Raw genomic sequence first — 22,865 nt, forward strand, 5'->3', positions numbered from 1 at the left:
CTATCGGCGTGCTCCCCTGGTCTCCGTCTCCCACGGCCGCAGGCTCCGGTCGTAGGCCTCCCACAGGCGGCGGTGCGCCGCGATCCGGTGCGCCAGCTCGCCCAGCAGGACCGCGTCGCCCCGCACCGTGTGCGGCCGGCGGGTCACCGGCCAGGCCGGGTCGCGCCCGGTCGGGTCCACCTCGGTGCGCGTGTCCGCGCCGTAGCGCGCCACCGCGAGGAACCCCAGCACCAGCAGTACTCCCCAGAACGTGACCATCTCCGCCATCTCCTTCGCCGCTCTGCCGAACAGCAACCATTCTCGAAGGCAGGAGCGCTGGACTCCATAACGTTCTCACGGGGATAGTGGCCGGATGACGACGAGTTCGGAAGTACGGACGGGCCCGCGCCTTGAGAACGACAAGGTGCTCGACGAGACCAACCGGCGCATCCTCACGGAGCTCGCCGACGACCCACGTCTGAGCATGTCGGCGCTCGGGCGCCGCGTCGGGATGTCGGCGCCCGCGGTCACCGAGCGGGTGCAGCGCCTCGAGCGCCTCGGGGTGATCCGGGGGTACCGGCTCGACGTCGACCCCGCGGCGCTCGGCTACCCCATCGCCGCCTGGGTCCGCGTCCGGCCCGCCCTGGGGCACGGGAAGATCGCCGAGCAGATCGCGGACCGGCAGCCCGAGGTCGTCGAGTGCCACAAGATCACCGGTGAGGACTGCCTGCTCATGCGTGTACAGGTGCGCGACGTCGCCGACCTCGACCGCGTCCTCGAGGGCTGGCAGGAGCACGCCTCCACCGTCACCTCGGTCATCAAGAGCACCCCGGTCGAGCCGCGGAACATGCTGACCGTGGCCTGACACGACGGGCCCGCGGGAGCATGATCAGGGACCCTGCTGGTCGTCGTGAGGAGCACGAGATGTCCGAGCCGGGTTCCGCCACGGGCGCCGTCGTCGTCGGCGTGGACGGCAGCGACGGGTCGCGCGCCGCCCTCGAGTACGCGATGGACGAGGCCGCGCGCCGCGGCGTCCCGGTGCGGGCGATCATGGCCTACGCGGGCCCGGACGTCTGGTCGAGCGCCGAGGGCGTCATCCCCGACGCCCGCATCCTGCACGACGCGGCCGCGCGCGACGTGCGGGCGATCGTCGACGAGGTGTCGGCGGCCCGTGCCGCCCGGGGCGCGCCCGCGCCGCCCGTCGTCGAGGCCGACATCGCCATGGGCCCGGCGTCGACCGTCCTGATCCACCACTCCCGCGGCGCCGCGGTGCTCGTGGTCGGCCACCGGGGCCGCGGCGGGCTCGCCAGCCGGGTCATCGGCTCGGTCGGCCTCAGCGCCGTCATCCACGCCGAGTGCACCGTGGTCGTCGTGCGGGACTGAGGCCCGCCCGAGCGCTCAGCGCACGATCACGTCCACCACGACCGGGCCCGACGAGCGCAGGGCCTCGGTGAGGGCGGGCGCCAGCTCGTCGGGACGCTCGACGCGCACGCCGGGGACGCCCTGGCCGGCCGCGAGGGCGACGAAGTCGAGCCCCGGGAGCGCGGTGCCCACCGGCTTGCTGATCCCGAAGTGCTCGGCGAACTGGTCGAGGGCGCGGTAGCGGGCGTTGTGCACCACGACGACGGTCAGCGGGACGTCCTGCTGCGCCGCCGACCACAGCGCCTGGATCCCGTACATCGCCGAGCCGTCGCCGACCAGCGCCACGACTCGGCGTGAAGTCCCCCGCAACGACCGCCCCCGCGGCCGCTCCTCCGTCGCGTCCGCGGAGCCTTCGGCGGGGGTGGCCTGAAGCCCCATCGCCATCCCCACCGCCGCGGGCAGGCCGTGCCCCAGCCCGCCGCTGGCGCAGGTGAAGAAGCTCGCCGGGCGGTCGAAGGGCAGGTGGTCGTGCATCGGCCCGCGGGTCGCCGGGGCCTCCTCGACGACCACGGAGTCGGCAGGCCGCAGGTCCGCGAGCGTCTGGAGCAGCAGCTCCTCGGTGATGCCCTCGTCCTCGGCCTCCACCCGCTCGACGGCCGGTCGCGCCCCCGGGAGCGGGCGCTCCGGCGGCGGCGGCCCCGCGAGCAGGGCGTGCACGCCGTGGCGTACGCCGGTGACGATCGAGGTGCCCACCGGCGTCCAGGCCGCGTGCGCCGGGTCGTCGGTGAGCTGCACCAGCGTCGTGCCCTCGGGCACCGCGGTGTCGCCCTCCACCGCGCCCTCGGTGTGGAACGGGAACACCGGGGCACCGAGCACCAGCACGAGGTCGTGCTCGCGCAGCGCCGCCCGGATGCCGTCGTGCGCGGCCGGGAGGAAGCCGCCGAAGAGCCGGTGGCGCTCGGGGAACCCGCAGCGCGGCGACATCGGGGCGGCGTACACCCGGGCGGCGTGCCGCTCGGCGAGGGAGACGACGTCGTCGAAGGCCCCGTCGCGGTCCACCTCGCCGCCGACCACGAACGCGGGCGCGCTCGCGGCGGCCAGGTGGTCCGCGACGTGGGCGATCGCGTCGGGATCGCCCGCCATCGAGCCGACGACGCGGTGGGCGGACACGTCGCCTGCGGGCCGGTCCCAGTCGTCGACCGGCACCGACACGAGCACCGGCCCGCAGGGCGGCGTGGACGCCACGTGGATCGCGCGGGCCAGGGTGGCGGGGACGTCGGCGGCCCTGGCCGGCTCGCGCGAGAACTTGACGTAGGGCTCGCCGAACTCGGCCGGGCGCTCGGCGAACAGGAACGGCTCCCCCACCAGCAGCGACCGCGCCTGCTGGCCCGCGACGACCACCAGGGGCGTGCGGTTGCGGAAGGCGGTGAAGACGTTCCCCAGCCCGTGGCCCACCCCGGCCGCCGAGTGCAGGTTCACCAGACCCGGACGGCGGGTGGCCTGCGCGAACCCGTCGGCCATGGCGACCGCCACCGACTCCTGCAGCGCGAGGGCGTAGCGGAAGTCGTCCGGGAAGTCCCGGAACATCGGCAGCTCCGTGGAGCCCGGGTTCCCGAAGATCGTCGTGATGCCGTGCTCGCGCAGCACGGCCAGGGACGCCTCGCGCACCGTCGCCATGCGGTCACCCCACCATTCCGCGCCGACTCCCGCGACCGTGACTCCCGCTCCCCGGAACCCGCCTGCTCTAGGGCTCGTCGACCAGGTCGCCCGCGAGGTACTCCTGGTACGCGGCGAGGTCGAGCAGCCCGTGGCCGCAGTAGTTGAAGAGGATCACCCGCTCCTCGCCCAGCCGCGTCGCCTCGGCCGCCTCCTGGATCACCGACGCGATGCCGTGACCCGCCTCCGGCGCCGGGATCTTGCCCTCGACGCGCGCGAACAGGACGTTGGCCTCGAACACCGCGCGCTGCTTGTGCGCCACCGCCTCCATCCGGCCCTCGTGCACCAGCTTGGAGATGATCGGCGAGTCGCCGTGGTAGCGCAGCCCGCCGGCGTGGATGCCGGGCGGCACGAAGTCGTGGCCGAGCGTGTACATGTTCATCAGCGGCGTCAGGCCCGCGGTGTCGCCGAAGTCGTACTCGTAGGTGCCCTTCGTCAGGGTCGGGCACGACGCGGGCTCGGCGGCGAGCAGGCGCACCGAGGGGTCGGGCAGGAACGGGAGCGCGACGCCGCCGAGGTTGGAGCCGCCGCCGCACGGGGCGATGACGACGTCCGGGCGGGTCTCCCCCGCGTTCGCCAGCTGCTGCTGGGCCTCGAGGCCGATGATCGTCTGGTGCAGCAGCACGTGGTTGAGCACGGAGCCCAGCGCGTAGTGGGTGTCGTCGCGGCCGACGGCGTCGCGCACCGCGTCGGAGATGGCGGCGCCGAGCGAGCCGGGGTGCGACGGGTCGTCGATCGGCGACGGGACGACGCTGCCGCCCCAGGTCTCCATGATCACCTTGCGGTAGGGCTTCTGCTCGAAGCTCTTGCGCACCATGTAGACCGCGCACTCGAGGTCGTACTGCGCGCACGCGAAGGCCAGCGCCGTGCCCCACTGGCCCGCGCCCGTCTCGGTGGCCAGGCGCGTGATCCCCTCGCGGGCGTTGTAGAACGCCTGCGGCACGGCCGAGTTCGGCTTGTGCGAGCCCGCGGGCGACACGGACTCGTCCTTGAAGTAGATCCGCGCCGGCGTGCCCATTGCGGCCTCGAGGCGACGGGCGCGCACCAGCGGCGTCGGCCTCCACAGGCGCAGGACGTCGAGCACCTCGCCGGGGATGTCGATCCACGGGTCGGCCGACATCTCCTGGCCGATCAGCTCCTGGGCGAACAGCGGAGCCAGGTCGTCCGGTCCCACCGGCTCACGCGTCGCCGGGTGGAGCGGGGGATCCAGGGGAGTCGCGAGATGCGGTGCGACGTTGAACCACGCCGTGGGGAGCTCGGACTGTGCGAGCGCGAACCGAGTGTCGAGAGCCGGGGCCACCATGGCCCCGGATGCTCTCAGCTCTCGCCGCGTCGCGCGCGGAGCTTTCCGAGCGCCTCGTCGAGCAGGGCCTCGCCGTCGGCGTCGGAGCGACGCTCCTTCACGTACGCCAGGTGCGTCTTGTAGGGCTCCGTGCGCTTCGCCGGCGGCGGGTTCTTCTCGTCGGTGTTGGCCGGCAGGCCGCAGCGCGGGCAGTCCCAGCTGGCGGGGATCTCCGCGTCGACCGCGAACGACGGACGGGTCTCGTGCCCGTTCGAGCACCAGAAGGAGATCACGGTGCGCGCCGCGCTCTCCCCGCGCTCGGACTCGCCCATGGGCCCCGAACCCACCCGGGTGCCTCGGATCGCGTTGCCAGTCGCCATCGCCGGAGTACCTCCGCGTCCAGGGGCGGCCCGGCCTCGACCGGGGCCGCCCGTCAGCCTTCGATCTTGACGAGCAGCCCCGTACCGACGATGGAGATCAGCCAGATGGCACCCACGAAGAGGGTGAGGCGGTCGAGGTTCTTCTCCACGACGCTCGACCCGGCGAGGCTGGACTGCACCCCGCCGCCGAACAGCGACGACAGCCCGCCTCCGCGTCCGCGGTGCAGCAGCACCAGCAGCACCAGCAGCAGGCTGGACGCGATGAGCAGGATGTCGAGGAACAGTCGCATGTCGGTGTCCGTGACCTCCGGGTGCCGACCCCGTCCGGGGCCGGACGGGGCTCTGACCGTCCCCGACGTGCGGGATCGGTGCCTGGAGAGGACGATACCCCGCCCTCGTGACGACTCCGTCATGACCCTGCGGCGAAACGGCTCAGGGCAGGGGACCGCCCGCGGCGAGTGCGCAGAGCTCCGCGAAGCCCTCGGGGTCGAGGCTGGCGCCGCCGACGAGGGCGCCGTCGACGTCGTCGGACTTCACGAGCTCGGCGACGTTGTTCGACTTCACCGAGCCGCCGTAGAGGATCCGCACGCCGTCGGCGACGGTCGCGCCGTGCACCTCGCGGATCCGCTCGCGCAGGGCGTGGCACACCTCCTGGGCGTCCGACACGCCGGCGGTCTTGCCGGTGCCGATCGCCCAGACCGGCTCGTAGGCCAGCACGATCTTCGCGACGTCGGCGGCCGTGAGGCCGTCCAGCGCCCCGTCGAGCTGACCCGTGCAGTGCGGCACGTGGGTGCCCGCGTCGCGGACCTCCTCGCCCTCCCCCAGGCACAGGATCGGGGTGAGGCCGTGGCGCAGGGCCGCGCGGACCTTGCGGTTGACGAGCGTGTCGTCCTCGCCGTGGATCGTGCGCCGCTCGGAGTGCCCGACGACCACCCACCTGCAGCCGAGCTTCGCCAGCATCGCGCCGGAGACGTCACCGGTGAACGCGCCGGAGTCCTCGGGTGAGAGGTCCTGGCCGCCGTAGGTGATCGGCATCGAGTCGGCGTCGACGAGGGTCTGCACGCTGCGCAGGTCGGTGAACGGCGGGAGCACCGCCACGTCGACGGCGTCGTAGTACTTGCCGGGCAGGGCGAAGGCGAGCTTCTGGGTGACGCCGATGGCCTCGAGGTGGTTGAGGTTCATCTTCCAGTTGCCCGCGATGAGCGGCTTGCGGCTCACGCGGAGCCCTCCTCGAGAACGGCGATACCGGGCAGGACGTGGCCCTCGAGGAACTCGAGCGACGCGCCACCCCCGGTGGAGATGTGGCCGAAGCGCTCCTCGTCGAGGCCCGCGGCGCGGATCGCGGAGGCGGAGTCGCCGCCCCCGATGACGCTGAAGGCGGGCGAGTCCGCGACGGCCTCGGCGACGCCGGTGGTGCCCGCCGCGAACGGCGCCATCTCGAACACGCCCATCGGGCCGTTCCAGAACACCGTGGCGGCGTCGGCGAGCTTCTCGCCGAACAGCCGGACCGTCTCGCTCCCGACGTCGAGGCCCATCCAGCCGTCGGGGATCTCCGACACCGGCACGGTGCGGGTGTTCGCGTCGGCCGCGAAGGCGTCCGCGACGACGACGTCGGCCGGCAGGACGAGCGTGTCGGGGTACTGCGCGAGCAGGTCCCGGCAGGTGTCGAGCTGGTCGGACTCGAGCTTGGAGTCGCCCACGTCCTGGCCCTCGGCGGCGAGGAAGGTGAAGCACATCGCCCCGCCGACCAGCAGCGTGTCGACCTTCGGCAGCAGGTTGGTCAGCACCGCGAGCTTGTCGGAGACCTTCGAGCCGCCGAGGATCACCGCGTACGGCCGGGCCGGGTCGCCGGTGAGCCGCCGCAGCACCTCGGTCTCACGGGCGACGAGGTCGCCGCCGTAGGCCGGGAGCTTGCGCGCGATCTCGACCACCGAGGCCTGCTCGCGGTGCACGACGCCGAAGCCGTCGGAGACGAAGGCGCTCGGCCGCGAAGGATCCGGGCTGGACACGAGCTCGGCGAGCTCCGTCGCGAGCTGCTCGCGCTCGCCCTCGGTGCCTGTCTCGCGCGGGTCGCAGCGCACGTTCGCGAGCAGCGCCACGCCGCCGGAGCGCAGGCCCTCGGCCACGCCCTGGGCGGACTGGCCCACCACGTCCTCGGCCAGCGAGACCCGCTGGTCGAGCAGCTGACCCAGCCGCGCCGCGACCGGCGTCAGCGTCGACCTCGGGTCGCGCCCCGGCGGCTCGCCGCCCTTCGGGCGCCCGAGGTGGGCCATGATCAGGACCTTGGCCCCGGCGCCCGCGAGCCGCGTGATCGTCGGCAGAGCCGCGCGGATGCGGCCGTCGTCGGTGATGGAGTAACCGTCGAGGGGGACGTTGAAGTCCGCGCGCAGCAGGACGAACCGGTCCTGCACCCCGTCGGCGATCAGGTCGTCGACCGTCCGCATCAGAGCTTGGAGCCCACGAGCGTCGTCAGGTCGACGACGCGGTTGGAGTAGCCCCACTCGTTGTCGTACCAACCGACGATCTTCACGCTGCGGTTGCCGAGCACCTTGGTCATGCCGGCGTCGAAGGTGCACGACGCGGCCTCGCCGACGATGTCGGTGGAGACGATCGGGTCCTCGGTGTAGACGAGGACGCCCTCGAGCTCGCCCTCGGCCGCCTCCTTGAACGCGGCGTTGACCGCCTCGACGGTGACGTCGCTGGTCAGCGTGGCCGTCAGGTCGGTGACCGAGCCGTCGCTGACCGGGACGCGGTACGCCATGCCGGTGACCTTGCCCTCGAGCGCGGGCAGCGCCAGCGCCGTGGCCTCGGCCGCGCCGCTGGTGGTCGGGATGATGTTCACGGCGGCGGCGCGGGCCCGGCGCAGGTCCTTGTGCGGCGCGTCGTGCACGCGCTGGTCACCGGTGTAGGCGTGGATCGTCGACATGAAGCCGGTCTCGACGCCGAACTTGTCGTTGAGCACCTTGAGCATCGGCGCGACGCAGTTCGTGGTGCACGAGGCGTTGGACAGGATGCTCTGGCTGCCGTCGTAGGACGAGTCGTTGATCCCCATGACGACGGTCAGGTCCTCGCCCTTGGCGGGCGCGGAGATGACGACCTTCTTGGCGCCGGCCTTGAGGTGCTTCCCGGCCGAGTCGGCGTCGGTGAAGATCCCGGAGGACTCGATGACGACGTCGACGCCGAGGTCGCCCCACGGCAGCGCGGCCGGGTCCTTCTCGGCGTAGGCCTTCACCTCGGTGCCGTTGACGATCAGCGCGTCGTCGGAGTACTCGACGGTGCCGTCGAAGCGGCCGTGCACCGAGTCGTAGCGCAGCAGGTGCGCCAGCGTCTTGTTGTCGGTGATGTCGTTGACCGCGAGCACCTCGATGTCGGCGGTGCCCGCCGCACGCTGCTTCTCCAGGGCACGGAACACGTTCCGCCCGATGCGACCGAACCCGTTGATCCCGATGCGGATCGTCACTGCGCCTCGCCCTACCTCTCGTGAGTCGGCCGTCCCCCCGGTTCCCCGTGGGGGTGCCACCCTAACGAACGCGGACCCGCTGTCCTGGTCGCGCGAACGACGTCACGTGCCCGGTCAGTGGTCCGCCAGCTCCGCCATCTCCTCGGTGACCACCGAGGACGTGTCGGGCACGCGCATGTCCTTGGCCTTCTTGTCGGCCATGGCCAGGAGACGCCGTATGCGCCCGGCCACCGCGTCCTTGGTCATCGGCGGCTCCGCCAGCTGGCCGAGCTCCTCCAGCGAGGCCTGCTCGTGCTCGACCCGCAGGCGCCCGGCCTGCACCAGGTGGTCGGGCACCTCGTCGCCGAGCAGCTCCAGCGCCCGGTTGACACGAGCCGTCGCCGTCACGGCCGCCTTCACCGAGCGGCGCAGGTTGGCGTCGTCGAAGTTCGCGAGCCGGTTCGCGGTCGCGCGCACCTCGCGGCGCATCCGGCGCTCCTCCCACGCCAGCACCGAGGTGTGGGCGCCGAGGCGGGTCAGCAGCGCGCCGATGGCGTCGCCGTCGCGGACCACGACGCGGTCGGCGCCGCGCACGTCGCGGGCCTTGGCGACGACACCCAGCCTGCGGGCGGCGCCGACCAGCGCCATCGCGGCCTCCATGCCCGGGCACGTGATCTCCAGGGCGGACGAGCGGCCGGGCTCGGTGAGCGACCCGTGGGCGAGGAACGCCCCGCGCCAGGCGGCCTCGGCGTCGCAGACGCCCCCGGAGACGACCTGGGGCGGCAGCCCGCGCACGGGGCGGCCGCGCGGGTCGAGGAGCCCGGTCTGGCGGGCCAGGGAGTCGCCGTCGGCGGCGACGCGCACGACGTAGCGGGTGCCCTTGCGCAGGCCGCCCTGGGAGAGCACGTGGACCTCGGGGCTGTGCCCGTAGAGGTCGTGGATCTCCCCGCGCAGGCGCCGGGCGCCGGAGCCGGTGTCGAGCTCGGCCTCGACGACGACGCGGCCGGCGACGATGTGCAGCCCGCCGCCGAAGCGCAGCAGGGCGGCCACCTCGGCGCGCCGGCAGCACGTCTTGGTCACCGCGAGCCTGCTGAGTTCGTCCTTGACCGCTGCGGTCATGGCCACCTTCGGTCCTCCTCCTGGTGGGGGCGGGCGGGGTCGGCACCGGGCGCGGCGGCGGCATGGATGCCGTTCGTCCCGCCGGGCCGGGCCGTGCCCAGGGGGTCGTGATGATCGACCCGGTGGTGCGCGGCGTCGGCGAGTGCCTCGGCGAGCGCCTCGGGGTCGTGTCGGGGGCTGCCGTCGGGGGCGCCGATCGAGGTGAGGAGCGTGTCCGCACCGAAGGCCTCGGCCCCGCGGCGAAGCCGGTCGGGCGCCGGGACGGCGTCGGTGTCGGCGACCACCACGTCGAGGCGCAGGCGCGGCGCGTGCGCGGCGAGCACCTCGAGGTGCTGCTCGGGCGAGAAGCCGGCGGTCTCCCCCGGCTGTGGCGCGAGGTTGAGGACGAGGACCTTCCGGGCCTCGCTCTCGACCAGGGCGTTGAGCAGCTCGGGGACGAGCAGGTGGGGCAGGACGCTCGAGAACCACGAGCCCGGCCCCAGGGTGATGACGTCGGCGGAGCGCAGGGCGTCGCACGCCTCCGGGCACGCGCGCGGCCGGCGCGGGTCGAGCCGCACGTGCTGCACCCGCCCGGGCGTGGTGGCGACGGCGACCTGCCCGCGGATCCGGTGGGCGACGTCGCGCCCCTGGTCGCCGCCCTCGGGGCCGAAGATGCCGGTGACGTCGGCCTCGATGTCCACCGGCTGGGTGCTCATCGGCAGCACCCGTCCGCGGACCCCGAGCAGGCCGCAGGCCTGGTCGAGGGCGGCCACGGGGTCGTCGAGGACCTCCAGCAGCCCCGCGAGCAGGAGGTTGCCGACGGCGTGCCCCGCGAGCGCCCCGTGCCCACCGAAGCGGTGTTCGAAGGTCCGCTGCCAGAGCGTGTTCTCGGGACCCGGGTTCTCCTGCCCGGCGAGCGCACCGAGCGCCATGCGCAGGTCGCCCAGCGGCAGGATGTCCAGCTCGCGCCGGATCCGCCCGGACGAGCCGCCGTCGTCGGCGACCACCACGACGGCCGTGATGTCGTCGGTCAGCCGGCGCAGCGCCGTGAGCGTCGCGTGCAGCCCGTGGCCCCCTCCGAGGGCGACGGCCTTCACTCGCGCCCCACGTCGCGGTGCGACACCGTGACCCGCACGCCGTCCTGGCCGGCCATGCGCCTCGCAAGCTCCTCGGCGATCGCGACGCTGCGGTGCTTGCCGCCGGTGCAGCCCACCGCGACGGTGAGGTAGCGCTTGCCCTCGCGCCGGTAGCCCGCGCCGACGAGGCGCAGCAGCTCCAGGTAGCGGTCGAGGAACTCCTCGGCGCCCTCCTGGGAGAGCACGTAGTCGCGGACCTCGGCCTCGCGCCCGTCGTGCTCGCGCAGCTCCGGGATCCAGTGCGGGTTGGGCAGGAAGCGCATGTCGACGACGAGGTCGGCGTCCGGCGGCAGCCCGTGCTTGTAGCCGAACGACACGACGGTGACGCTGTGCCCGACGTCCGCGGCGTGGTCGCCGAACGCGCTCTCGATCGCCGCGCGCAGCTGGTGCACCGAGCGGTTCGAGGTGTCGACGACGAGATCGGCCAGGTCGTGCAGCGGCGAGAGCAGCTCGCGCTCCGCGGCGATGCCGTCGGAGAGCCGCCCGTCGCCCTGCAGCGGGTGCGAGCGGCGGTTGGCCTCGAACCGGCGGATCAGCACGGCGTCCGACGCGTCGAGGAACAGCACGCGCGGCCGGTCGCCGCGGGCATCCAGCTCCTTGATCACCGCGCCGAGGTCGGCGGTGAACGCGCGGCTGCGCACGTCCATCACCACGGCGATGCGCGTGACCTGCCCCGACGAGCGGGTGCCAAGGTCCACCATCGTCTCGATCAGCTCCGGCGGGAGGTTGTCGACGACGAACCAGCCGAGGTCCTCGAGCACCTTGGCCGCGGTGCTGCGGCCCGCCCCGGACAGGCCGGAGACGATCGCGACCTCGATCCCGCCGGTGCGCACCGGTACCTCCGAGCGCCCGGTCATGTCGTTCCCCCGTCCGTCAGCGCCGACAGGATGGCCTCGGCGGTGCGGCGGCCGACGCCGGGCACCTCCATGACGTCCTCGACCGACGCGGCCCGCAGTTTCTTGACCGACCCGAAGTGCTTGAGCACCGCGGTGCGCCGGGCCTCGCCGAGCCCGGGCACCCCGTCCAGCGCGGACGCCGTCATCCGCGACGAGCGCTTCTGGCGGTGATAGGTGATGGCGAAGCGGTGCGCCTCGTCGCGCACGCGCTGGAGCAGGTAGAGCGCCTCGCTCTGGCGGGGCAGGATCGCCGGGTCCTCCTCGCCGGGCAGCCAGACCTCCTCGAGGCGCTTGGCCAGCCCGACCACGGCGACGTCGGAGACGCCGAGGTCGCCCAGGACCTCGGCGGCCGCGGCGACCTGCGGGGCGCCGCCGTCGACCACCAGCAGGTTCGGCGGGTAGGCGAACTTCCGCGGCCGGCCCGTCGTCGGGTCGATGCCGGGTAGCGGCCCGTCGAGCTCCTCGGGCGCGATCTCCCCGGACGCCGGCGCACCGTCGCTGGTCTCACCGGAGCACGCCGTGTCGGTGTGGTCGGGGGCCTCCTCGGCGGTCTCCCGCAGGTACCGCGAGAACCGACGCCGGACGACCTCGGCGATCGCCGCGACGTCGCCGCCCTCCGCGCCTCCGCGGATCGAGTAGCGCCGGTAGTCGGCCTTCTTCGCCAGCCCGTCCTCGAAGACCACGAGGCTCGCGACGACGTCGGAGCCCTGGACGTGCGAGACGTCGGTGCACTCGATGCGCAGCGGCGCGGTGTCGAGGCCGAGCTGCTCCTGGAGCTCCTCCAGCGCCGCGCTGCGGGCCGTGAGGTCGCCGGCGCGGCGGAGCTTGTGGCGGGTCAGCTCCTCGCGGGCGTTGCGCTCGACGGTCTCGGCGAGGGTGCGCTTGTCGCCACGCTGGGCGACGCGCAGCGACACCCGCGAGCCGCGCAGGTCGGAGAGCCACTGGCTCAGGGCCTGCGCGTCGGCGGGCATCGCCGGGACGAGGACCTCGCGCGGCACCGGCTGCACGGCGTCGTCCGCGGAGCCCGCGAGGGCGGCCTGCTCGCCGTAGAACTGCGCGAGGAACTGGCCGACCAGGCTCTCGAGGTCGCTGTCCGCCTCGGTCTCGACCACCCAGCCGCGCTGGCCCCGGACCCGCCCGCCGCGGACGTGGAAGACCTGGACCGCGGCCTCGAGCTCGTCGGTGGCGAAGGCGACGACGTCGGCGTCGGTGCCGTCGCCGAGCACCACCGCCTGCTTCTCGACGACCCGCTTCAGCGCCCCGGCGTCGTCGCGCAGCCGCGCGGCCTTCTCGAAGTCCATGTCGGCCGCGGCGACCTGCATGTCCTTCTCGATGCGGCCGATCAGCTGGTCGGTGTGGCCGGCGAGGAAGTCGCAGAAGTCGAGGACGATCTGCCGGTGCTCCTCGGCGTCGACGCGCCCGACGCACGGCGCCGAGCACTTGTCGATGTAGCCGAGCATGCACGGCCGCCCGATCTGGCCGTGGCGCTTGAACACCCCGTTCGAGCACACACGCGCCGGGAACACCCGCGTCAGGAGCTTGACCGTCTCGCGGATCGCCCACGCGTGGGCGTACGGGCCGAAGTACCGGACGCCCTTCTTGCGGGGCCCCCGGTAGACCCGGAGCTGCGGGTACTCCTCGTTCAGCGTCACCGCCAGCACCGGGTAGGTCTTGTCGTCCCGGTAGCGGACGTTGAACCGCGGGTCGTACTCCTTGATCCAGTTGTACTCGAGCTGGAGGGCCTCGACCTCGGTGTGCACCACCGTCCACTGGACGGCCGCGGCGGTGGTGACCATCCGTCGCGTCCGCGGGTGCAGCCCCGCCACGTCGGCGAAGTAGGAGTTGAGCCGGCTGCGCAGGTTCTTGGCCTTGCCGACGTAGATGACCCGTCCGTTCTCGTCCGAGAACCGGTACACGCCGGGCGCTTCCGGGATGGTCCCGGTGGCGGGTCGGTACGTCTGCGGGTCGGCCATGATGGCACCAGCGTAGGCGCGTCCGTCCGGAGCTTCGGCGTGCACCCAGATGGGTGGAATCGGCGTGTCGCACGGTGTGTCGCGGCGTGTCGCGCTGGCGCCGCGCCGTGACCGCCTCACCGCCGCCCTGCGCGCCTCCGCCGCTCGAGCGCCCTCTTGTGCGGGCGGGAGCGGCGTCCCCCCGGTCGCCGCGGGGACACGTCGTGACTCAGGTGCGGACGAGCGCCGCGCCCTCGGCCATCGCGTGCAGCTTCATCTCCGCCACCTGCGCGCCGACGCGACCGAAGCCGACGAAGGTGCCGAAGCCGCAGTCGGTGCTCGCGATGACGCGGTCGGGGCCGACGACGCCGGCCACGCGCTCGAGGCGCTGGGCGATGAGGCGGGGGTGCTCGACGATGTTGTTGAGGGTGTCGACGACGCCGGGCAGCAGGATCTTGTCGTCGGGGATGCCGAGCGAGGAGAGCACCTCCCACTCGTGCTCGTGGCGGGGGTTGGCCGCCTCGAACGAGATCATCGTCGGGCGCCCGGCGAGCACGGGCGGGAGCAGCTCCGCGAGCGGGGCGTCGAGGTGGTGCGGGCCCTCGTAGTTGCCCCAGCACATGTGCAGGCGCACCCGCGAGCCGTCGATCCCCTCGAGCGCGCGGTCGATGGCGGCCATGTGGCGCTCGGCGAACGCGACGAGCCCGCGGCGTTGGACCTCGTCGCGGCACCAGAACTCGGTGTGCGCGGCCATCGGGATGTCGGGGCAGTCGAGCTGGAGGATCAGGCCGGCGTCCACGATCGCGCGGTACTCCTGCGCCATCGCGTCGGCGAGCGCGTCGAGGTAGCTGTCGTAGTCGGGGTAGTGCAGGTTCGGGCTGCCGGTCGCGATGCAGCCCGGCGACGCGGCCGGGATGAACGCGCCGCCGTCGGCCGTATGCCCGGTCTTGTCCAGCGCGAGGCGCAGGGTGTCGATGTCGCGCTGCACCGCGGCGGCGCCGACGTAGCTCACCGGGCCCTCGCAGTTCGCCGGCATGATGTGCGCGCCGGCCTCCCCGCCGTACTGCGCGATCGCCAGCTCGGGGGTCGCCTCGAGGTCGTCGATGCTCCACGGCGGCGCCTGGCCACCGAAGCCGTCGAGGCGCTCGCGGACGTAGTTGACGAAGCCGGGCTTGCCCATCTCGCCGTCGGAGACGACGTCGATCCCCGCGCCGTGCTGCATCGCCACGACGTCGTGGACGGCGTCGGTGATCGCGGCCTCGAGCTCGGAGGCCTCGCCCTTGCCCTCCTGGTGCCGGTACATCAGCCGGGTCAGGGTCTCGGGCCGGGGCAGGCTGCCGACATGGGTGGTCCGCACGGTCATCGCGTGGTTCCTCTCTCGGGTCAGGAAGTCGTCGCCTGCGTGAAGGTGTCCGGGCTGAAGCCCTCGAGCGCGGCGATCTTGGTGAGCACCGTGAGCCGGTCCGGGCGCGGGATGCTCGGGTCCAGCTGCTGGTAGACGTTGAGCACGTTCTGCGCGAGGCGGCCGTGCTCGGGGAGATCGGCGAACTTCCCGAGCTCGATCGAGGCGATCGCGTCGTCGACGTCCAGACCGTCCTCGAACCGCCGGCGCGCCTGGGCCTCCACCGACACCAGGTACTCCCGCATCACCGAGACCTCGGGCTTGCCGCTGATCGGACCGTGGCCCGGCACGATCGTGTCCACCTCGAGGTCGAGGATGAGATCGAGCGCGGCGATCCAACGGTCGATCGGGCCCGCCCACGCGATCGGGGTGCCGCCGACGAACAGGATGTCGCCGGCGTAGAGCAGCCGGGCGTCCGGCACGTGGACGAGCGCGTCGCCGGGGGTGTGCGCGGGTCCGACCTGGATCAGGCGCACCTCGCGGCCGCCGACGTCGACGCTCTCCTCGCCGGTGAACGTCCGGTCCGGGCCCGTCGCGGTGATGCCCTCGAGCTCGAAGGGCCCGAAGATGTGCCGGGCGAACTCGCCGAGTGCGCCGTCCAGGTGCTTGACCTTCGCGACGGCGTCGAGGGCCTCCTGCGTCATCAGCTCGGCGGCCGCGGCGGAGGCGAGGATCTCGACGTCCCGGGAGGCGACGAGCTCGTTGCCGTTGACGTGGTCGGGGTCCGAGTGGGTGTTCACCAGCGTCCCGAGCGGGTGGGCGTCGGTGACCGGCCGGATCCCGTCGAGCATCTCCCGGGTCAGCGGGAGGTCGAACAGCGTGTCGACCATCAGCGAGGTGCCCGACCCCGTGATCAGGCCGGAGTTGCTCCAGCCCCAGCTGCCGTCGGGCTGCAACCAGGCGTGGCAGCCCCGGCCGAGGTCGTGGAGTCCCCTGCGGTAGTCCTGGGTGCTCATGCGGGGTGGTCCTCTCGGGGGTGCTCTCGCGGGTCAGAAGCCGGTGCGCAGGCGCGTGACCGGCGGGGCGGGGCGGACGACCTGACGCGTCTCCCCCAGCGCCTCCGACGCCAGGGAGACGACGTCGCCCGGCTGCAGCCAGCCCGTGAACGCGGCGGGGTCGGGGGTGTCGACGTGCTCGAGCAGGCACCCGCCGGGCACGGTGCCGGAGCCGATCACGTCGCCGGGCCGCAGGTCGGTGCCGCGCGACAGGAACGCGAGCAGCTCGCCGAAGCTCCAGTCCATGCCGGCCGGGGAGCCCTTGGCGATCCGGCGGTCGTTGACCGTCGCCGTGACCTCGAACGTGAACCCCTGCTCGCCGCGGTGGGGCTCGAGGTCGTCCACGGTGACGAGCGCCGGGCCGAGGGTGATCGCACTGTCCTTGGCCTTGCCCATCCCGATGCCCTGCGCCATGTCGCGCATCTGGTGGTCGCGCGCGGTCCAGTCGTTGAAGAACGTGTAGCCGACGATGTGGCCCTCGGCGGAGTCCGGGTGCAGGTCACGCCCGCCGCGGCCGATCACCGCGCCGATCTCGAGCTCGAGGTCGAAGAGCCCGGAGCCGGGGGCGATCGGGACCTCGTCGTACGGGCCGATCACCGCCGCGGGGTTCCCGAAGTAGAACGCGGGCGTCTCGGTCCACACCGGCGCGAGCTCGGTGGGCCGGCCGAGCGCCCGGTAGCAGCCGCGCAGGTGCTCCAGGAAGCACAGGCCGTCGCGCACCGAGGGCGGCCGCGGAATCGGGGCGAGCAGCCGCACGTCGTCGAGCGCCCGGACCTCGGCCGGATCGCTCCGCGCCGTGGCGCCGGCCTCGGCGAGCCGCTCGCCGTCGTCACCCAGGAGCCCCAGGAGCGTCGTGCCGGCCGGGAGGCCGCGGACCGTGTCGCCGTCCAGGAGCCCGGCCCGCTCGCCGTCCCCCGCGTCGTAGGCCACCCATCGCACGCCCGATCGCCTCCTCGCGGAACCAGGACGAAACTGGACCCAGGTCCAGCTTCCTGCTGCAACGTAGGTCACACCCGTGGGCCGGGACAAGACCCGGGTCCAGGTTCGTGGAGCGACGGGTGTGCTCTACTGATCGCGATGGACGCGCGAGCCGCGGGGACGGAGCCGGCCGAGACGGTGGACCAGGAGCCCGTCCTCGGGTTCCCGCCGCTGAGCACCCGGGCCCGCAAGCGCGCGGAGCGTCGCGACCGTGTCTACGAGGCCGCGATCGGTCTGTTCGTGGAGCAGGGCTTCGACGCGACGTCGATGGAGGACATCGCGGCCCGCGCGGGCCTCGCCCGCGCCACGGTGTTCAACCACTTCGCCCGCAAGGCGCTCTTCCTCGAGGAGTGGGCGCTGCGCCGGCGCCAGCGCGCGGCGCGCGCGACGAGCCGGTTCGACCCGTCGGTACTGCCGCTGCGCGAGGTCCTCGAGCGGTACTTCGCGGCGCTCGCGGCGGTGAACCTCGAGACGAGGACCGAGACCAAGGCGATGATGCCGGCGTCGCTGAAGAGCAACGACGTGTTCCTCGACCACGTCCTGGCCAAGGACCTCGCCGCGCTGGTGGAGGCGAGCGCGGCCGCGCTGCGCCCGCCGTCGGACGCGGCCCGGGTCGGAAGGCTCCTGGCGCTCGGCTACTACTCGGCGGTCGTCCGGTGGATCGATGCCGAACCCGCCCCGTTCCGGCTGGACGAGGAGCTCTCCGCCGTGCTGGAGGCGGTGCTCGGGGGCGCGCTGAACTCAGCCTGAGGGCGTCGCGTCCTGGGGCGCCGGGTCGGACGGCCGGCGGCCGAGGACCTCGGTGAAGTAGGTCTCGAGGTCGGTCGGCTGACCGGCGGCGTCGAGACGCGGGTGCTCACGGCGCCCGGCGGCCGCGTCGTCGACGGCGTCCTCGACCAGCGCCCACTCCTCGGAGCCGACGACGAGGTAGCCCCGCAGCGAGCCGTGCCACGGTCGGCGCCATTGCAGGTAGGTCAGGTCGGTGCCGTCGATCTCCTGGACCTCGACCCGGTTGCCGAGCCACGACATGTCACTCATGGGGTTCTCCCTCCACGGGCTCACGGGAAGGGAGCGTCGTCGATCCCGCGTTCCGTGCTCCAGGGTTTACCCACTCGGCCCTGGGCGACAGTCGTGGCGACGGTTAGGTCGCTCACGCAAATTCCCTCAGCGCGTGTCGAGCACCAGGTAGCCCTCGGCGAGGCGGTCCTCGCCGAAGCCCGCGGCCTTGGCCTGCACCCGGCCCCACGCCCACATGCGTCCCCGCAGGTCCTCCATGTGCGCGGTCTGGCTCTTGTGCGCGCGCAGGGCCTCGACCTTGCGCTCGAAGGCGTCGGTGGTGTCGACGTAGTGGTCGGCGCCCTCGCCCATGTGTGAGATCCAGACCTCGGACACGGAATGGGCGTCGAGCCCTTCCTCGGCCAGGAGCTCCGGGTGGGCGAACTGGTTGCGGGCGTCGGGGTAGACCGCGCACATCGCGGCCTCGCCGACGGCGGTGTGGTCGGGGTGGCTGCCGTACATGGATCGCAGATTGCGCGTCGGCGACTGCGTGACCACCCGGTCCGGGCGGACCGTGCGGATCACCCGCGTGAGATCGCGACGCAGATCGTGGGTGACGTAGATGCGACCGTCGGGCCAGCCGAGGAAGTGCAGGTCGCTCACGCCGAGGATCTCGGCCGCCGCGCCCTGCTCGTCGCGCCGCAGGGTGGCCATGTCGGGGCGGGTGATGCCTTCGTCGAACCCACCGGCGTCGCCGTCGGTGACGAGGCAGTACTCGACGCGGTGCCCCTCGCCCGTCCAGGTGGCGACGGACCCGCCGCTACCGAAGTCGACGTCGTCGGGGTGGGCGACGATCATCAGGATCGTCAGCGCCTCGGCGGGATCGGGCTGCTCGGGCTCCACCCCGATCAACCTACCCGTCCGGCTCGGCGAGTCGCCGATAGAGCGGGCGGAGCACCTCGCGGGCGTCGACACCGTCCACGTCGAGCGGCGGCAGCTCGTCCAGCAGGGCCTCCGGGTCGGGCCTGAGACGGGTCGTGCGCTGGGGCGGCGCGGGCACCGGGACGCCCGGACCGTGGAAGCGGTCGAGGAGGTCCTCGAGGGCCGTCGGGGTGCCCGCACCCGCGTCCCGGCGGTCGCGCAGCGCCGCGAGCAGGGTCGCCCGGTCGCGGCCGCGCCAGCGCAGCAGCGCGAACGGGTCGACGTCGAACTCCTCGGCCGCCAGGTAGGCGACGGCGGCGAGGTGCTTGCACGGCACCGACCAGTCGGGGCACGAGCAGTCCATCGGCAGCTCGCCGGAATGGTGGGGGAACAACGACAGGCCCACGCCGGCGAGGACGTCCTCGAGGTCGTCGGGCACCTCGCCGGCGAGCAGGGCCGCGGCGTACCAGGAGTCGGCGGCCAGCGCGTCGAGTACGGCCTCCCACGCCTCGTCGGCGAAGGGCCGGAGCCCGATCCGGGCGCGGTAGGGCTCGTCGCGACTGCCCTGCACGGTCGCGGTGATCGCGCCGGGCTCGATCGCGAGGTCGACGACCTGCCCGGCCCGGGCGTAGGTCTTGCCGCGGTCGAGGCGCCCGCCCACGCCCAGCTGCGTCAGCACGGCGAGGAAGCGCCCCGACCACCAGGACTCCCCGATCGCGCCCCGGCGGCTGCGGGCCACCACGCCGTCCTCGACGGGTTTGCGCTTGCCGTACTCGGCGTAGCTCTCGGGGAAGCGCTCCGAGAACCGGGGCCCGGAGCGGGTTTCACGCACCATCGTCGTCGTCGTCCTCCTCCCCCGGCTCGGGCTCGTCGGGTTCCGCGTCCAGGCTGAGCACCTTCGCGAGGTCGTCGGTGGACAGGTCGGCCAGCCAGTCCTCGCCGTCGCGCACCGCGAGGTCGGCCAGCGCCCGCTTGCCGGCGATGAGGTCGTCGATGCGCTCCTCCAGCGTCCCCGCGGTGACGAGCTTGCGGACGCCGACGGTGCGCTTCTGCCCGATCCGGTAGGCCCGGTCGGTGGCCTGGTCCTCGACGGCGGGGTTCCACCAGCGGTCGAGGTGCACGACGTGCTGGGCGGCGGTCAGCGTGATCCCGGTGCCGCCGGCGCGCAGGGAGAGCAGGAAGAGCGACGGCCCGTTCTCGCCCTGGAACCGCTGCACCATGGTGTCGCGAGCCTTCCGGCTCACCCCACCGTGCAGCCACGCCACCTCGGTGTCGAAGCGGGCGGCCAGGTGCGGGGCGAGCATGTCCCCGAACGCCGCGAACTGGGTGAACAGCAGCGCCTTGTCCCCCGCGGCGAGGACCTCGGCGAGGATCTCCTCGAGCCGCGCGATCTTCCCCGACCGCCGTCCGATCGGGGAGCCGTCGTGCAGCAGCAGCGCGGGGTGGTTGCAGACCTGCTTGAGCTTGGTCATCGCCGCGAGCACCCGGCCGCGGCGCTCGATGCCCGGCGCCACGTCGTCGATCGTGTCGAGCATCTGGTCGACGACGACGCGGTAGAGCGAGGCCTGCTCGCCGGTCAGGCCGCAGCGCTCGATGGTCTCGATCTTGTCCGGCAGGTCGTCGACGACCGTCGGGTCGGTCTTGAGCCGGCGCAGCAGGAACGGTCGGGTGCGCCAGCGCAGGTCCTCGGCGACGTCGGTGCGGCCGTGGCGCTCGACGGGCACGGCGTAGCGCTCGCGGAACGCCGAGGCGGTGCCGAGCATGCCGGGGTTGACCGCGTCCATGATCGACCACAGCTCGGCGAGCCGGTTCTCGACGGGGGTCCCGGTCAGCGCGAGGCGGTGCTCGGCGTCGAGGCGGCGGACGGCCTTCGCGCCGCGCGAGCGGTTGTTCTTGACCATCTGGGCCTCGTCGAGCACGACGCGGTGCCAGGCGACGCCCGCGAGGGCCTCGGAGTCGCGGACGAGCGTGCCGTACGAGGTGACCACGAGGTCGGCGTCGGCGGCGGCCGAGGCGGGGTCGGTGCGCCCGGTGCCGTGGTGCACGGCCACGCGCAGGTCGGGGACGAAGCGCTCGGCCTCCCGGCGCCAGGTGGAGACCACCGAGGTGGGGCAGACGAGCAGGGTCGGACCGGGTGCGTCGTCCGCCCCGCGCTCGTGGCTCTCCAGGGCCAGGACCTGCAGCGTCTTGCCCAGCCCCATGTCGTCGGCGAGGACGCCGCCGAGGCCCAGGCGGGCGAGGAACGCGAGCCACGAGAGCCCGCGGCGCTGGTAGGGCCGCAGCGTGGCGTGCACGCCGGGCGGGTCCTCGAGCGGCTCGAGGGACGAGCCGCCCGCGAGGAGGTCACCGAGCGCCCCGTCGAGGCGCAGCTCCTCCACCGGCAGCGGCGCGGGGACGTCGTCGGGGTGCGTGACGGCGAGGTGCAGGACGTCGCCGACGCTGGGGTGGTCGCGTCGCTCGGCGAGGAAGGCGAGGCCGTCGCGCAGCCGGTCGGGGTCGACGGCGACCCAGCGTCCCCGCAGGCGCACCAGCGGCGCCTTCGCCCGCACGAGGGCGTCCATCTCGTCGTCCGAGAGGGCCTCGCCGTCGACCGCGAGGCGCCAGGAGAAGTCGACGAGGTCGTCGCGGCGCAGCCGGGCGCTGGTGGTGACGACACCCTCGGGCCCCTCGGCCTGCCCGGCGCCGACGAGCCCGAGTCGCGCCGGCCCGCCCCGCCAGCCCGCGGGCAGCAGGACCCCGAAGCCGGCGCGGTCGAGGTCGGCGGCGACGTGGGCGAGGAAGTGGTGGGCGCCGGCGAGGTCGAGGTCCATGCCGGTGGGCCGCGGGGTGCGCAGCGCGTCGCCGATCTCGGGGTAGACGCGCGCGGCGCGGCCGAGCTCACCGAGCAGCAGGTCGGCGGGGTCGTCGAGCCAGCGGCGCAGGGCGGTGGGGTCGCGCCACACGGTGCCGGCGTCGACGGTGAGGCTGGGGTCCTGGGCCGACTGCAGAGCGAAGGTCAGCCGGAACACGGGCTCGGGATCCTCGACGGCGTGCCCGAGGTGGTCGACCACCACCTCGTCGAGCCGGAACGACGCCCGCGCCGGGCCGGCGTGCGGTGCGCCGACGACGGCCCAGCGCCGCAGGCCGGCGAGCAGCGTGGCGGGCGGGGACGTCCCGCCCAGCACGGGTTCGGCGCCCAGTGCGTGCGCCCAGTCCGGGGCCGACGCCAGCTCCTCGGAGCCCGTGATCCGGGCGCGCGCGTGGGCGTCCACGGCCGCGGCGAGGGCGGCCTCGACGACGGCGGCCGCAGTGGGCAGGTCCTCGCCGGGCACGCGCTCGCACCGGCACACCGGGGGCAGCGCGGCGGCGAGGGTGTCCGTGGCGACGAGGTCGGGGCCCTGGAGCACGGGGTGCCAGACGAGGCCGTGCCCGTCCCCCGCCTCGTCCGGAGCGGGCAGCACGCGGCCCCGGGCGATCAGGTCGGTGGCGAGCGCGTCGACGGCCCGCAGCGCCGCCACGGAGGGGCTCGCGCGGGTGCCGGCGGGGGCGACCGGCGGCACCGCGCCGGGCGGGAGCTCGAGGACCGGGACCGACCAGTCGGCGAGGACGGGGCCGCCGGCGTGGTCCCGCGGTTCCTCGCGCTCGAGGTCGTCGGAGTCGCGCGGGGCGTCGGGGTCCGAGGGCAGGGCGAGCACCGCGACGCCGGCCGTCGCCGCGCCGCCGGTGCCCCACACCGCGGCCAGCCGCTCGGCCGGCACCGCGAAGGGATGGGGGCGCGCACCGCGGCGCGCCCGGCTCGTGGTGCGCACCGGGCGCTCGGGGTCCTCGGCCCACAGGCAGACGCCGCGCCCGGGCGACCACAGGGCGTGCAGCGCGAGCACGCCCTCCATCACACCTGCACGGAGCCGTCGACGACGCGGACCGGGACCTCGGTGAGCCCGGTGGTGGCGGGTCCCTTGCGCAGCGCGCCGGTGGCGCCGTCGAACTGGCTGAAGTGGTTCGGGCAGGTGATGACGCCGTTCTGGGGCGGGTCGACCGTGGTGCCCTGGTGCGGGCAGGAGGCGTCGAAGCCCTTGACCGTCCCGGCCGTGGGCTGGACGAGCAGGATCGTCTGCTCGCCCTTCGTGACGATCGTGCCGCCGCCCACCGGGACCTGGGCCAGCGGCGTCCCGCCGCCGGCCGTGGTCTGCTGCGGTGCGGCCTGCGTCGGGGTGCCGGGCTGGAACTCCCCGGCGTCCGAGGAGCACGCGGCCAGCGCACCCGGCGCCGCGAGGGCGGCGGCGAGCCCGCAGAGGACCGTGCGGCGGTTGGGACCGGTGGTGGTGGACACCGAGACCTCCATGATCGTGGTGGT

The 22,865-nt window shown here is 73.9% G+C and carries 23 protein-coding genes; 3 read left to right on the forward strand and 20 right to left on the reverse strand.

The genetic code is table 11. The features are described 5' to 3' along the window. Positions 1–267 carry a hypothetical protein gene (locus tag OG774_RS05680; RefSeq protein ID WP_328307486.1) on the reverse strand — a complete coding sequence of 89 codons (267 nt, stop codon included), beginning with the start codon at positions 265–267 and terminating at the stop codon, positions 1–3. A gap of 85 nt (positions 268–352) precedes the next feature. Here OG774_RS05680 and OG774_RS05685 point away from each other — a divergent pair, with 85 nt between their 5' ends. Continuing rightward, entirely contained in the window at positions 353–844 is a 492-nt protein-coding gene (locus tag OG774_RS05685; protein WP_274186691.1) for an Lrp/AsnC family transcriptional regulator, read from the forward strand. A 59-nt stretch (positions 845–903) separates the two neighbouring features. Beyond that, complete coding sequence (locus tag OG774_RS05690; protein ID WP_328307492.1) at positions 904–1,362, forward strand: universal stress protein; 459 nt, start codon at positions 904–906, stop codon at positions 1,360–1,362. Positions 1,363–1,377: 15 nt separating this feature from the next. Here the strand turns inward: OG774_RS05690 and mdlC are convergent, their stop codons facing one another. The 14 genes from mdlC to OG774_RS05760 form a co-directional block, all read right to left on the reverse strand. Beyond that, positions 1,378–3,018, reverse strand: coding sequence for a benzoylformate decarboxylase (gene mdlC / locus OG774_RS05695; RefSeq protein ID WP_328307494.1), 1,641 nt, complete (start codon positions 3,016–3,018; stop codon positions 1,378–1,380). A 67-nt stretch (positions 3,019–3,085) separates the two neighbouring features. Continuing rightward, the gene (locus OG774_RS05700; RefSeq protein ID WP_328307497.1) at positions 3,086–4,360 is read right to left on the reverse strand and encodes a TrpB-like pyridoxal phosphate-dependent enzyme; all 1,275 of its coding nucleotides are present in this window, start codon (positions 4,358–4,360) and stop codon (positions 3,086–3,088) included. 14 nt (positions 4,361–4,374) lie between these two features. Next, positions 4,375–4,719, reverse strand: coding sequence for an RNA polymerase-binding protein RbpA (locus OG774_RS05705; protein ID WP_274194926.1), 345 nt, complete (start codon positions 4,717–4,719; stop codon positions 4,375–4,377). 53 nt (positions 4,720–4,772) lie between these two features. After that, on the reverse strand, positions 4,773–5,009 hold the full coding sequence (gene secG / locus OG774_RS05710; RefSeq protein WP_274186696.1) for a preprotein translocase subunit SecG: 237 nt from the start codon (positions 5,007–5,009) through the stop codon (positions 4,773–4,775). A gap of 142 nt (positions 5,010–5,151) precedes the next feature. Next, positions 5,152–5,937, reverse strand: a complete 786-nt coding sequence (tpiA, locus tag OG774_RS05715) for a triose-phosphate isomerase (protein WP_328307501.1) — start codon at positions 5,935–5,937, stop codon at positions 5,152–5,154. After that, positions 5,934–7,163 (reverse strand): phosphoglycerate kinase, encoded by a 1,230-nt coding sequence (locus tag OG774_RS05720; RefSeq protein ID WP_328307503.1) that lies wholly within the window; start codon positions 7,161–7,163, stop codon positions 5,934–5,936. The genes tpiA and OG774_RS05720 overlap by 4 nt, the downstream gene beginning before the upstream one ends. Continuing rightward, positions 7,163–8,179: a type I glyceraldehyde-3-phosphate dehydrogenase gene (gene gap, locus OG774_RS05725; RefSeq protein ID WP_328307505.1), complete on the reverse strand. Its 1,017-nt coding sequence runs from the start codon at positions 8,177–8,179 to the stop codon at positions 7,163–7,165. The genes OG774_RS05720 and gap overlap by 1 nt, the downstream gene beginning before the upstream one ends. Before the next feature lie 114 nt (positions 8,180–8,293). Then, positions 8,294–9,283 carry a DNA-binding protein WhiA gene (whiA, locus tag OG774_RS05730; RefSeq protein WP_328307507.1) on the reverse strand — a complete coding sequence of 330 codons (990 nt, stop codon included), beginning with the start codon at positions 9,281–9,283 and terminating at the stop codon, positions 8,294–8,296. Then, positions 9,274–10,353, reverse strand: coding sequence for a gluconeogenesis factor YvcK family protein (locus tag OG774_RS05735; protein ID WP_328307509.1), 1,080 nt, complete (start codon positions 10,351–10,353; stop codon positions 9,274–9,276). The genes whiA and OG774_RS05735 overlap by 10 nt, the downstream gene beginning before the upstream one ends. Next, a complete protein-coding gene (gene rapZ / locus OG774_RS05740) occupies positions 10,350–11,249 on the reverse strand; it encodes an RNase adapter RapZ (RefSeq protein WP_328307511.1) in 900 nt (299 codons plus the stop codon). Before rapZ ends, OG774_RS05735 begins: the two co-directional genes overlap by 4 nt. Continuing rightward, positions 11,246–13,261 (reverse strand): excinuclease ABC subunit UvrC, encoded by a 2,016-nt coding sequence (uvrC, locus tag OG774_RS05745; protein ID WP_328307513.1) that lies wholly within the window; start codon positions 13,259–13,261, stop codon positions 11,246–11,248. Before uvrC ends, rapZ begins: the two co-directional genes overlap by 4 nt. A gap of 208 nt (positions 13,262–13,469) precedes the next feature. Further along, positions 13,470–14,603: a cobalamin-independent methionine synthase II family protein gene (locus OG774_RS05750; RefSeq protein WP_328307515.1), complete on the reverse strand. Its 1,134-nt coding sequence runs from the start codon at positions 14,601–14,603 to the stop codon at positions 13,470–13,472. Between the two features lie 20 nt (positions 14,604–14,623). Beyond that, positions 14,624–15,598 carry an MBL fold metallo-hydrolase gene (locus tag OG774_RS05755; protein ID WP_328307517.1) on the reverse strand — a complete coding sequence of 325 codons (975 nt, stop codon included), beginning with the start codon at positions 15,596–15,598 and terminating at the stop codon, positions 14,624–14,626. A gap of 33 nt (positions 15,599–15,631) precedes the next feature. Beyond that, positions 15,632–16,576 carry a fumarylacetoacetate hydrolase family protein gene (locus OG774_RS05760; protein WP_328307519.1) on the reverse strand — a complete coding sequence of 315 codons (945 nt, stop codon included), beginning with the start codon at positions 16,574–16,576 and terminating at the stop codon, positions 15,632–15,634. A gap of 138 nt (positions 16,577–16,714) precedes the next feature. On the opposite strand from OG774_RS05760, the gene OG774_RS05765 reads away from it, so the two are divergent. After that, positions 16,715–17,365, forward strand: coding sequence for a TetR/AcrR family transcriptional regulator (locus tag OG774_RS05765; RefSeq protein WP_328307521.1), 651 nt, complete (start codon positions 16,715–16,717; stop codon positions 17,363–17,365). Here the strand turns inward: OG774_RS05765 and OG774_RS05770 are convergent. From OG774_RS05770 to OG774_RS05790, 5 genes are all read right to left on the reverse strand, one after another. Next, a complete protein-coding gene (locus OG774_RS05770; protein ID WP_274194939.1) occupies positions 17,357–17,653 on the reverse strand; it encodes a hypothetical protein in 297 nt (98 codons plus the stop codon). The two genes, OG774_RS05765 and OG774_RS05770, sit on opposite strands and share 9 nt — an antisense overlap. 126 nt (positions 17,654–17,779) lie before the next feature. Then, a complete protein-coding gene (locus OG774_RS05775; protein ID WP_328307523.1) occupies positions 17,780–18,514 on the reverse strand; it encodes a PIG-L deacetylase family protein in 735 nt (244 codons plus the stop codon). A 10-nt stretch (positions 18,515–18,524) separates the two neighbouring features. Then, positions 18,525–19,367, reverse strand: coding sequence for an SWIM zinc finger family protein (locus OG774_RS05780; RefSeq protein ID WP_328307525.1), 843 nt, complete (start codon positions 19,365–19,367; stop codon positions 18,525–18,527). Then, positions 19,357–22,401 carry a DEAD/DEAH box helicase gene (locus OG774_RS05785; RefSeq protein WP_328307527.1) on the reverse strand — a complete coding sequence of 1,015 codons (3,045 nt, stop codon included), beginning with the start codon at positions 22,399–22,401 and terminating at the stop codon, positions 19,357–19,359. Before OG774_RS05785 ends, OG774_RS05780 begins: the two co-directional genes overlap by 11 nt. After that, entirely contained in the window at positions 22,401–22,841 is a 441-nt protein-coding gene (locus OG774_RS05790; protein ID WP_328307529.1) for a Rieske (2Fe-2S) protein, read from the reverse strand. Before OG774_RS05790 ends, OG774_RS05785 begins: the two co-directional genes overlap by 1 nt. Between the last annotated feature and the right edge of the window lie 24 nt (positions 22,842–22,865).

Source organism: Actinomycetospora sp. NBC_00405 (assembly GCF_036044095.1).
GTDB classification, from domain to species: Bacteria; Actinomycetota; Actinomycetes; order Mycobacteriales; family Pseudonocardiaceae; genus Actinomycetospora; species Actinomycetospora callitridis.

Bases quoted from the DNA above. Each gene is read 5' to 3' on its own strand.
- OG774_RS05720 (WP_328307503.1), bottom strand. From the start codon at position 7,163: ATGCGGACGGTCGACGACCTGATCGCCGACGGGGTGCAGGACCGGTTC.
- rapZ (WP_328307511.1), bottom strand. From the start codon at position 11,249: ATGACCGGGCGCTCGGAGGTACCGGTGCGCACCGGCGGGATCGAGGTC.
- OG774_RS05780 (WP_328307525.1), bottom strand. From the start codon at position 19,367: ATGGTGCGTGAAACCCGCTCCGGGCCCCGGTTCTCGGAGCGCTTCCCC.
- uvrC (WP_328307513.1), bottom strand. From the start codon at position 13,261: ATGGCCGACCCGCAGACGTACCGACCCGCCACCGGGACCATCCCGGAA.
- OG774_RS05690 (WP_328307492.1), top strand. From the start codon at position 904: ATGTCCGAGCCGGGTTCCGCCACGGGCGCCGTCGTCGTCGGCGTGGAC.
- OG774_RS05680 (WP_328307486.1), bottom strand. From the start codon at position 267: ATGGCGGAGATGGTCACGTTCTGGGGAGTACTGCTGGTGCTGGGGTTC.
- OG774_RS05750 (WP_328307515.1), bottom strand. From the start codon at position 14,603: ATGACCGTGCGGACCACCCATGTCGGCAGCCTGCCCCGGCCCGAGACC.
- OG774_RS05705 (WP_274194926.1), bottom strand. From the start codon at position 4,719: ATGGCGACTGGCAACGCGATCCGAGGCACCCGGGTGGGTTCGGGGCCC.
- OG774_RS05755 (WP_328307517.1), bottom strand. From the start codon at position 15,598: ATGAGCACCCAGGACTACCGCAGGGGACTCCACGACCTCGGCCGGGGC.
- OG774_RS05785 (WP_328307527.1), bottom strand. From the start codon at position 22,401: ATGGAGGGCGTGCTCGCGCTGCACGCCCTGTGGTCGCCCGGGCGCGGC.
- OG774_RS05765 (WP_328307521.1), top strand. From the start codon at position 16,715: ATGGACGCGCGAGCCGCGGGGACGGAGCCGGCCGAGACGGTGGACCAG.
- OG774_RS05685 (WP_274186691.1), top strand. From the start codon at position 353: ATGACGACGAGTTCGGAAGTACGGACGGGCCCGCGCCTTGAGAACGAC.
- OG774_RS05770 (WP_274194939.1), bottom strand. From the start codon at position 17,653: ATGAGTGACATGTCGTGGCTCGGCAACCGGGTCGAGGTCCAGGAGATC.
- OG774_RS05700 (WP_328307497.1), bottom strand. From the start codon at position 4,360: ATGGTGGCCCCGGCTCTCGACACTCGGTTCGCGCTCGCACAGTCCGAG.
- secG (WP_274186696.1), bottom strand. From the start codon at position 5,009: ATGCGACTGTTCCTCGACATCCTGCTCATCGCGTCCAGCCTGCTGCTG.
- mdlC (WP_328307494.1), bottom strand. From the start codon at position 3,018: ATGGCGACGGTGCGCGAGGCGTCCCTGGCCGTGCTGCGCGAGCACGGC.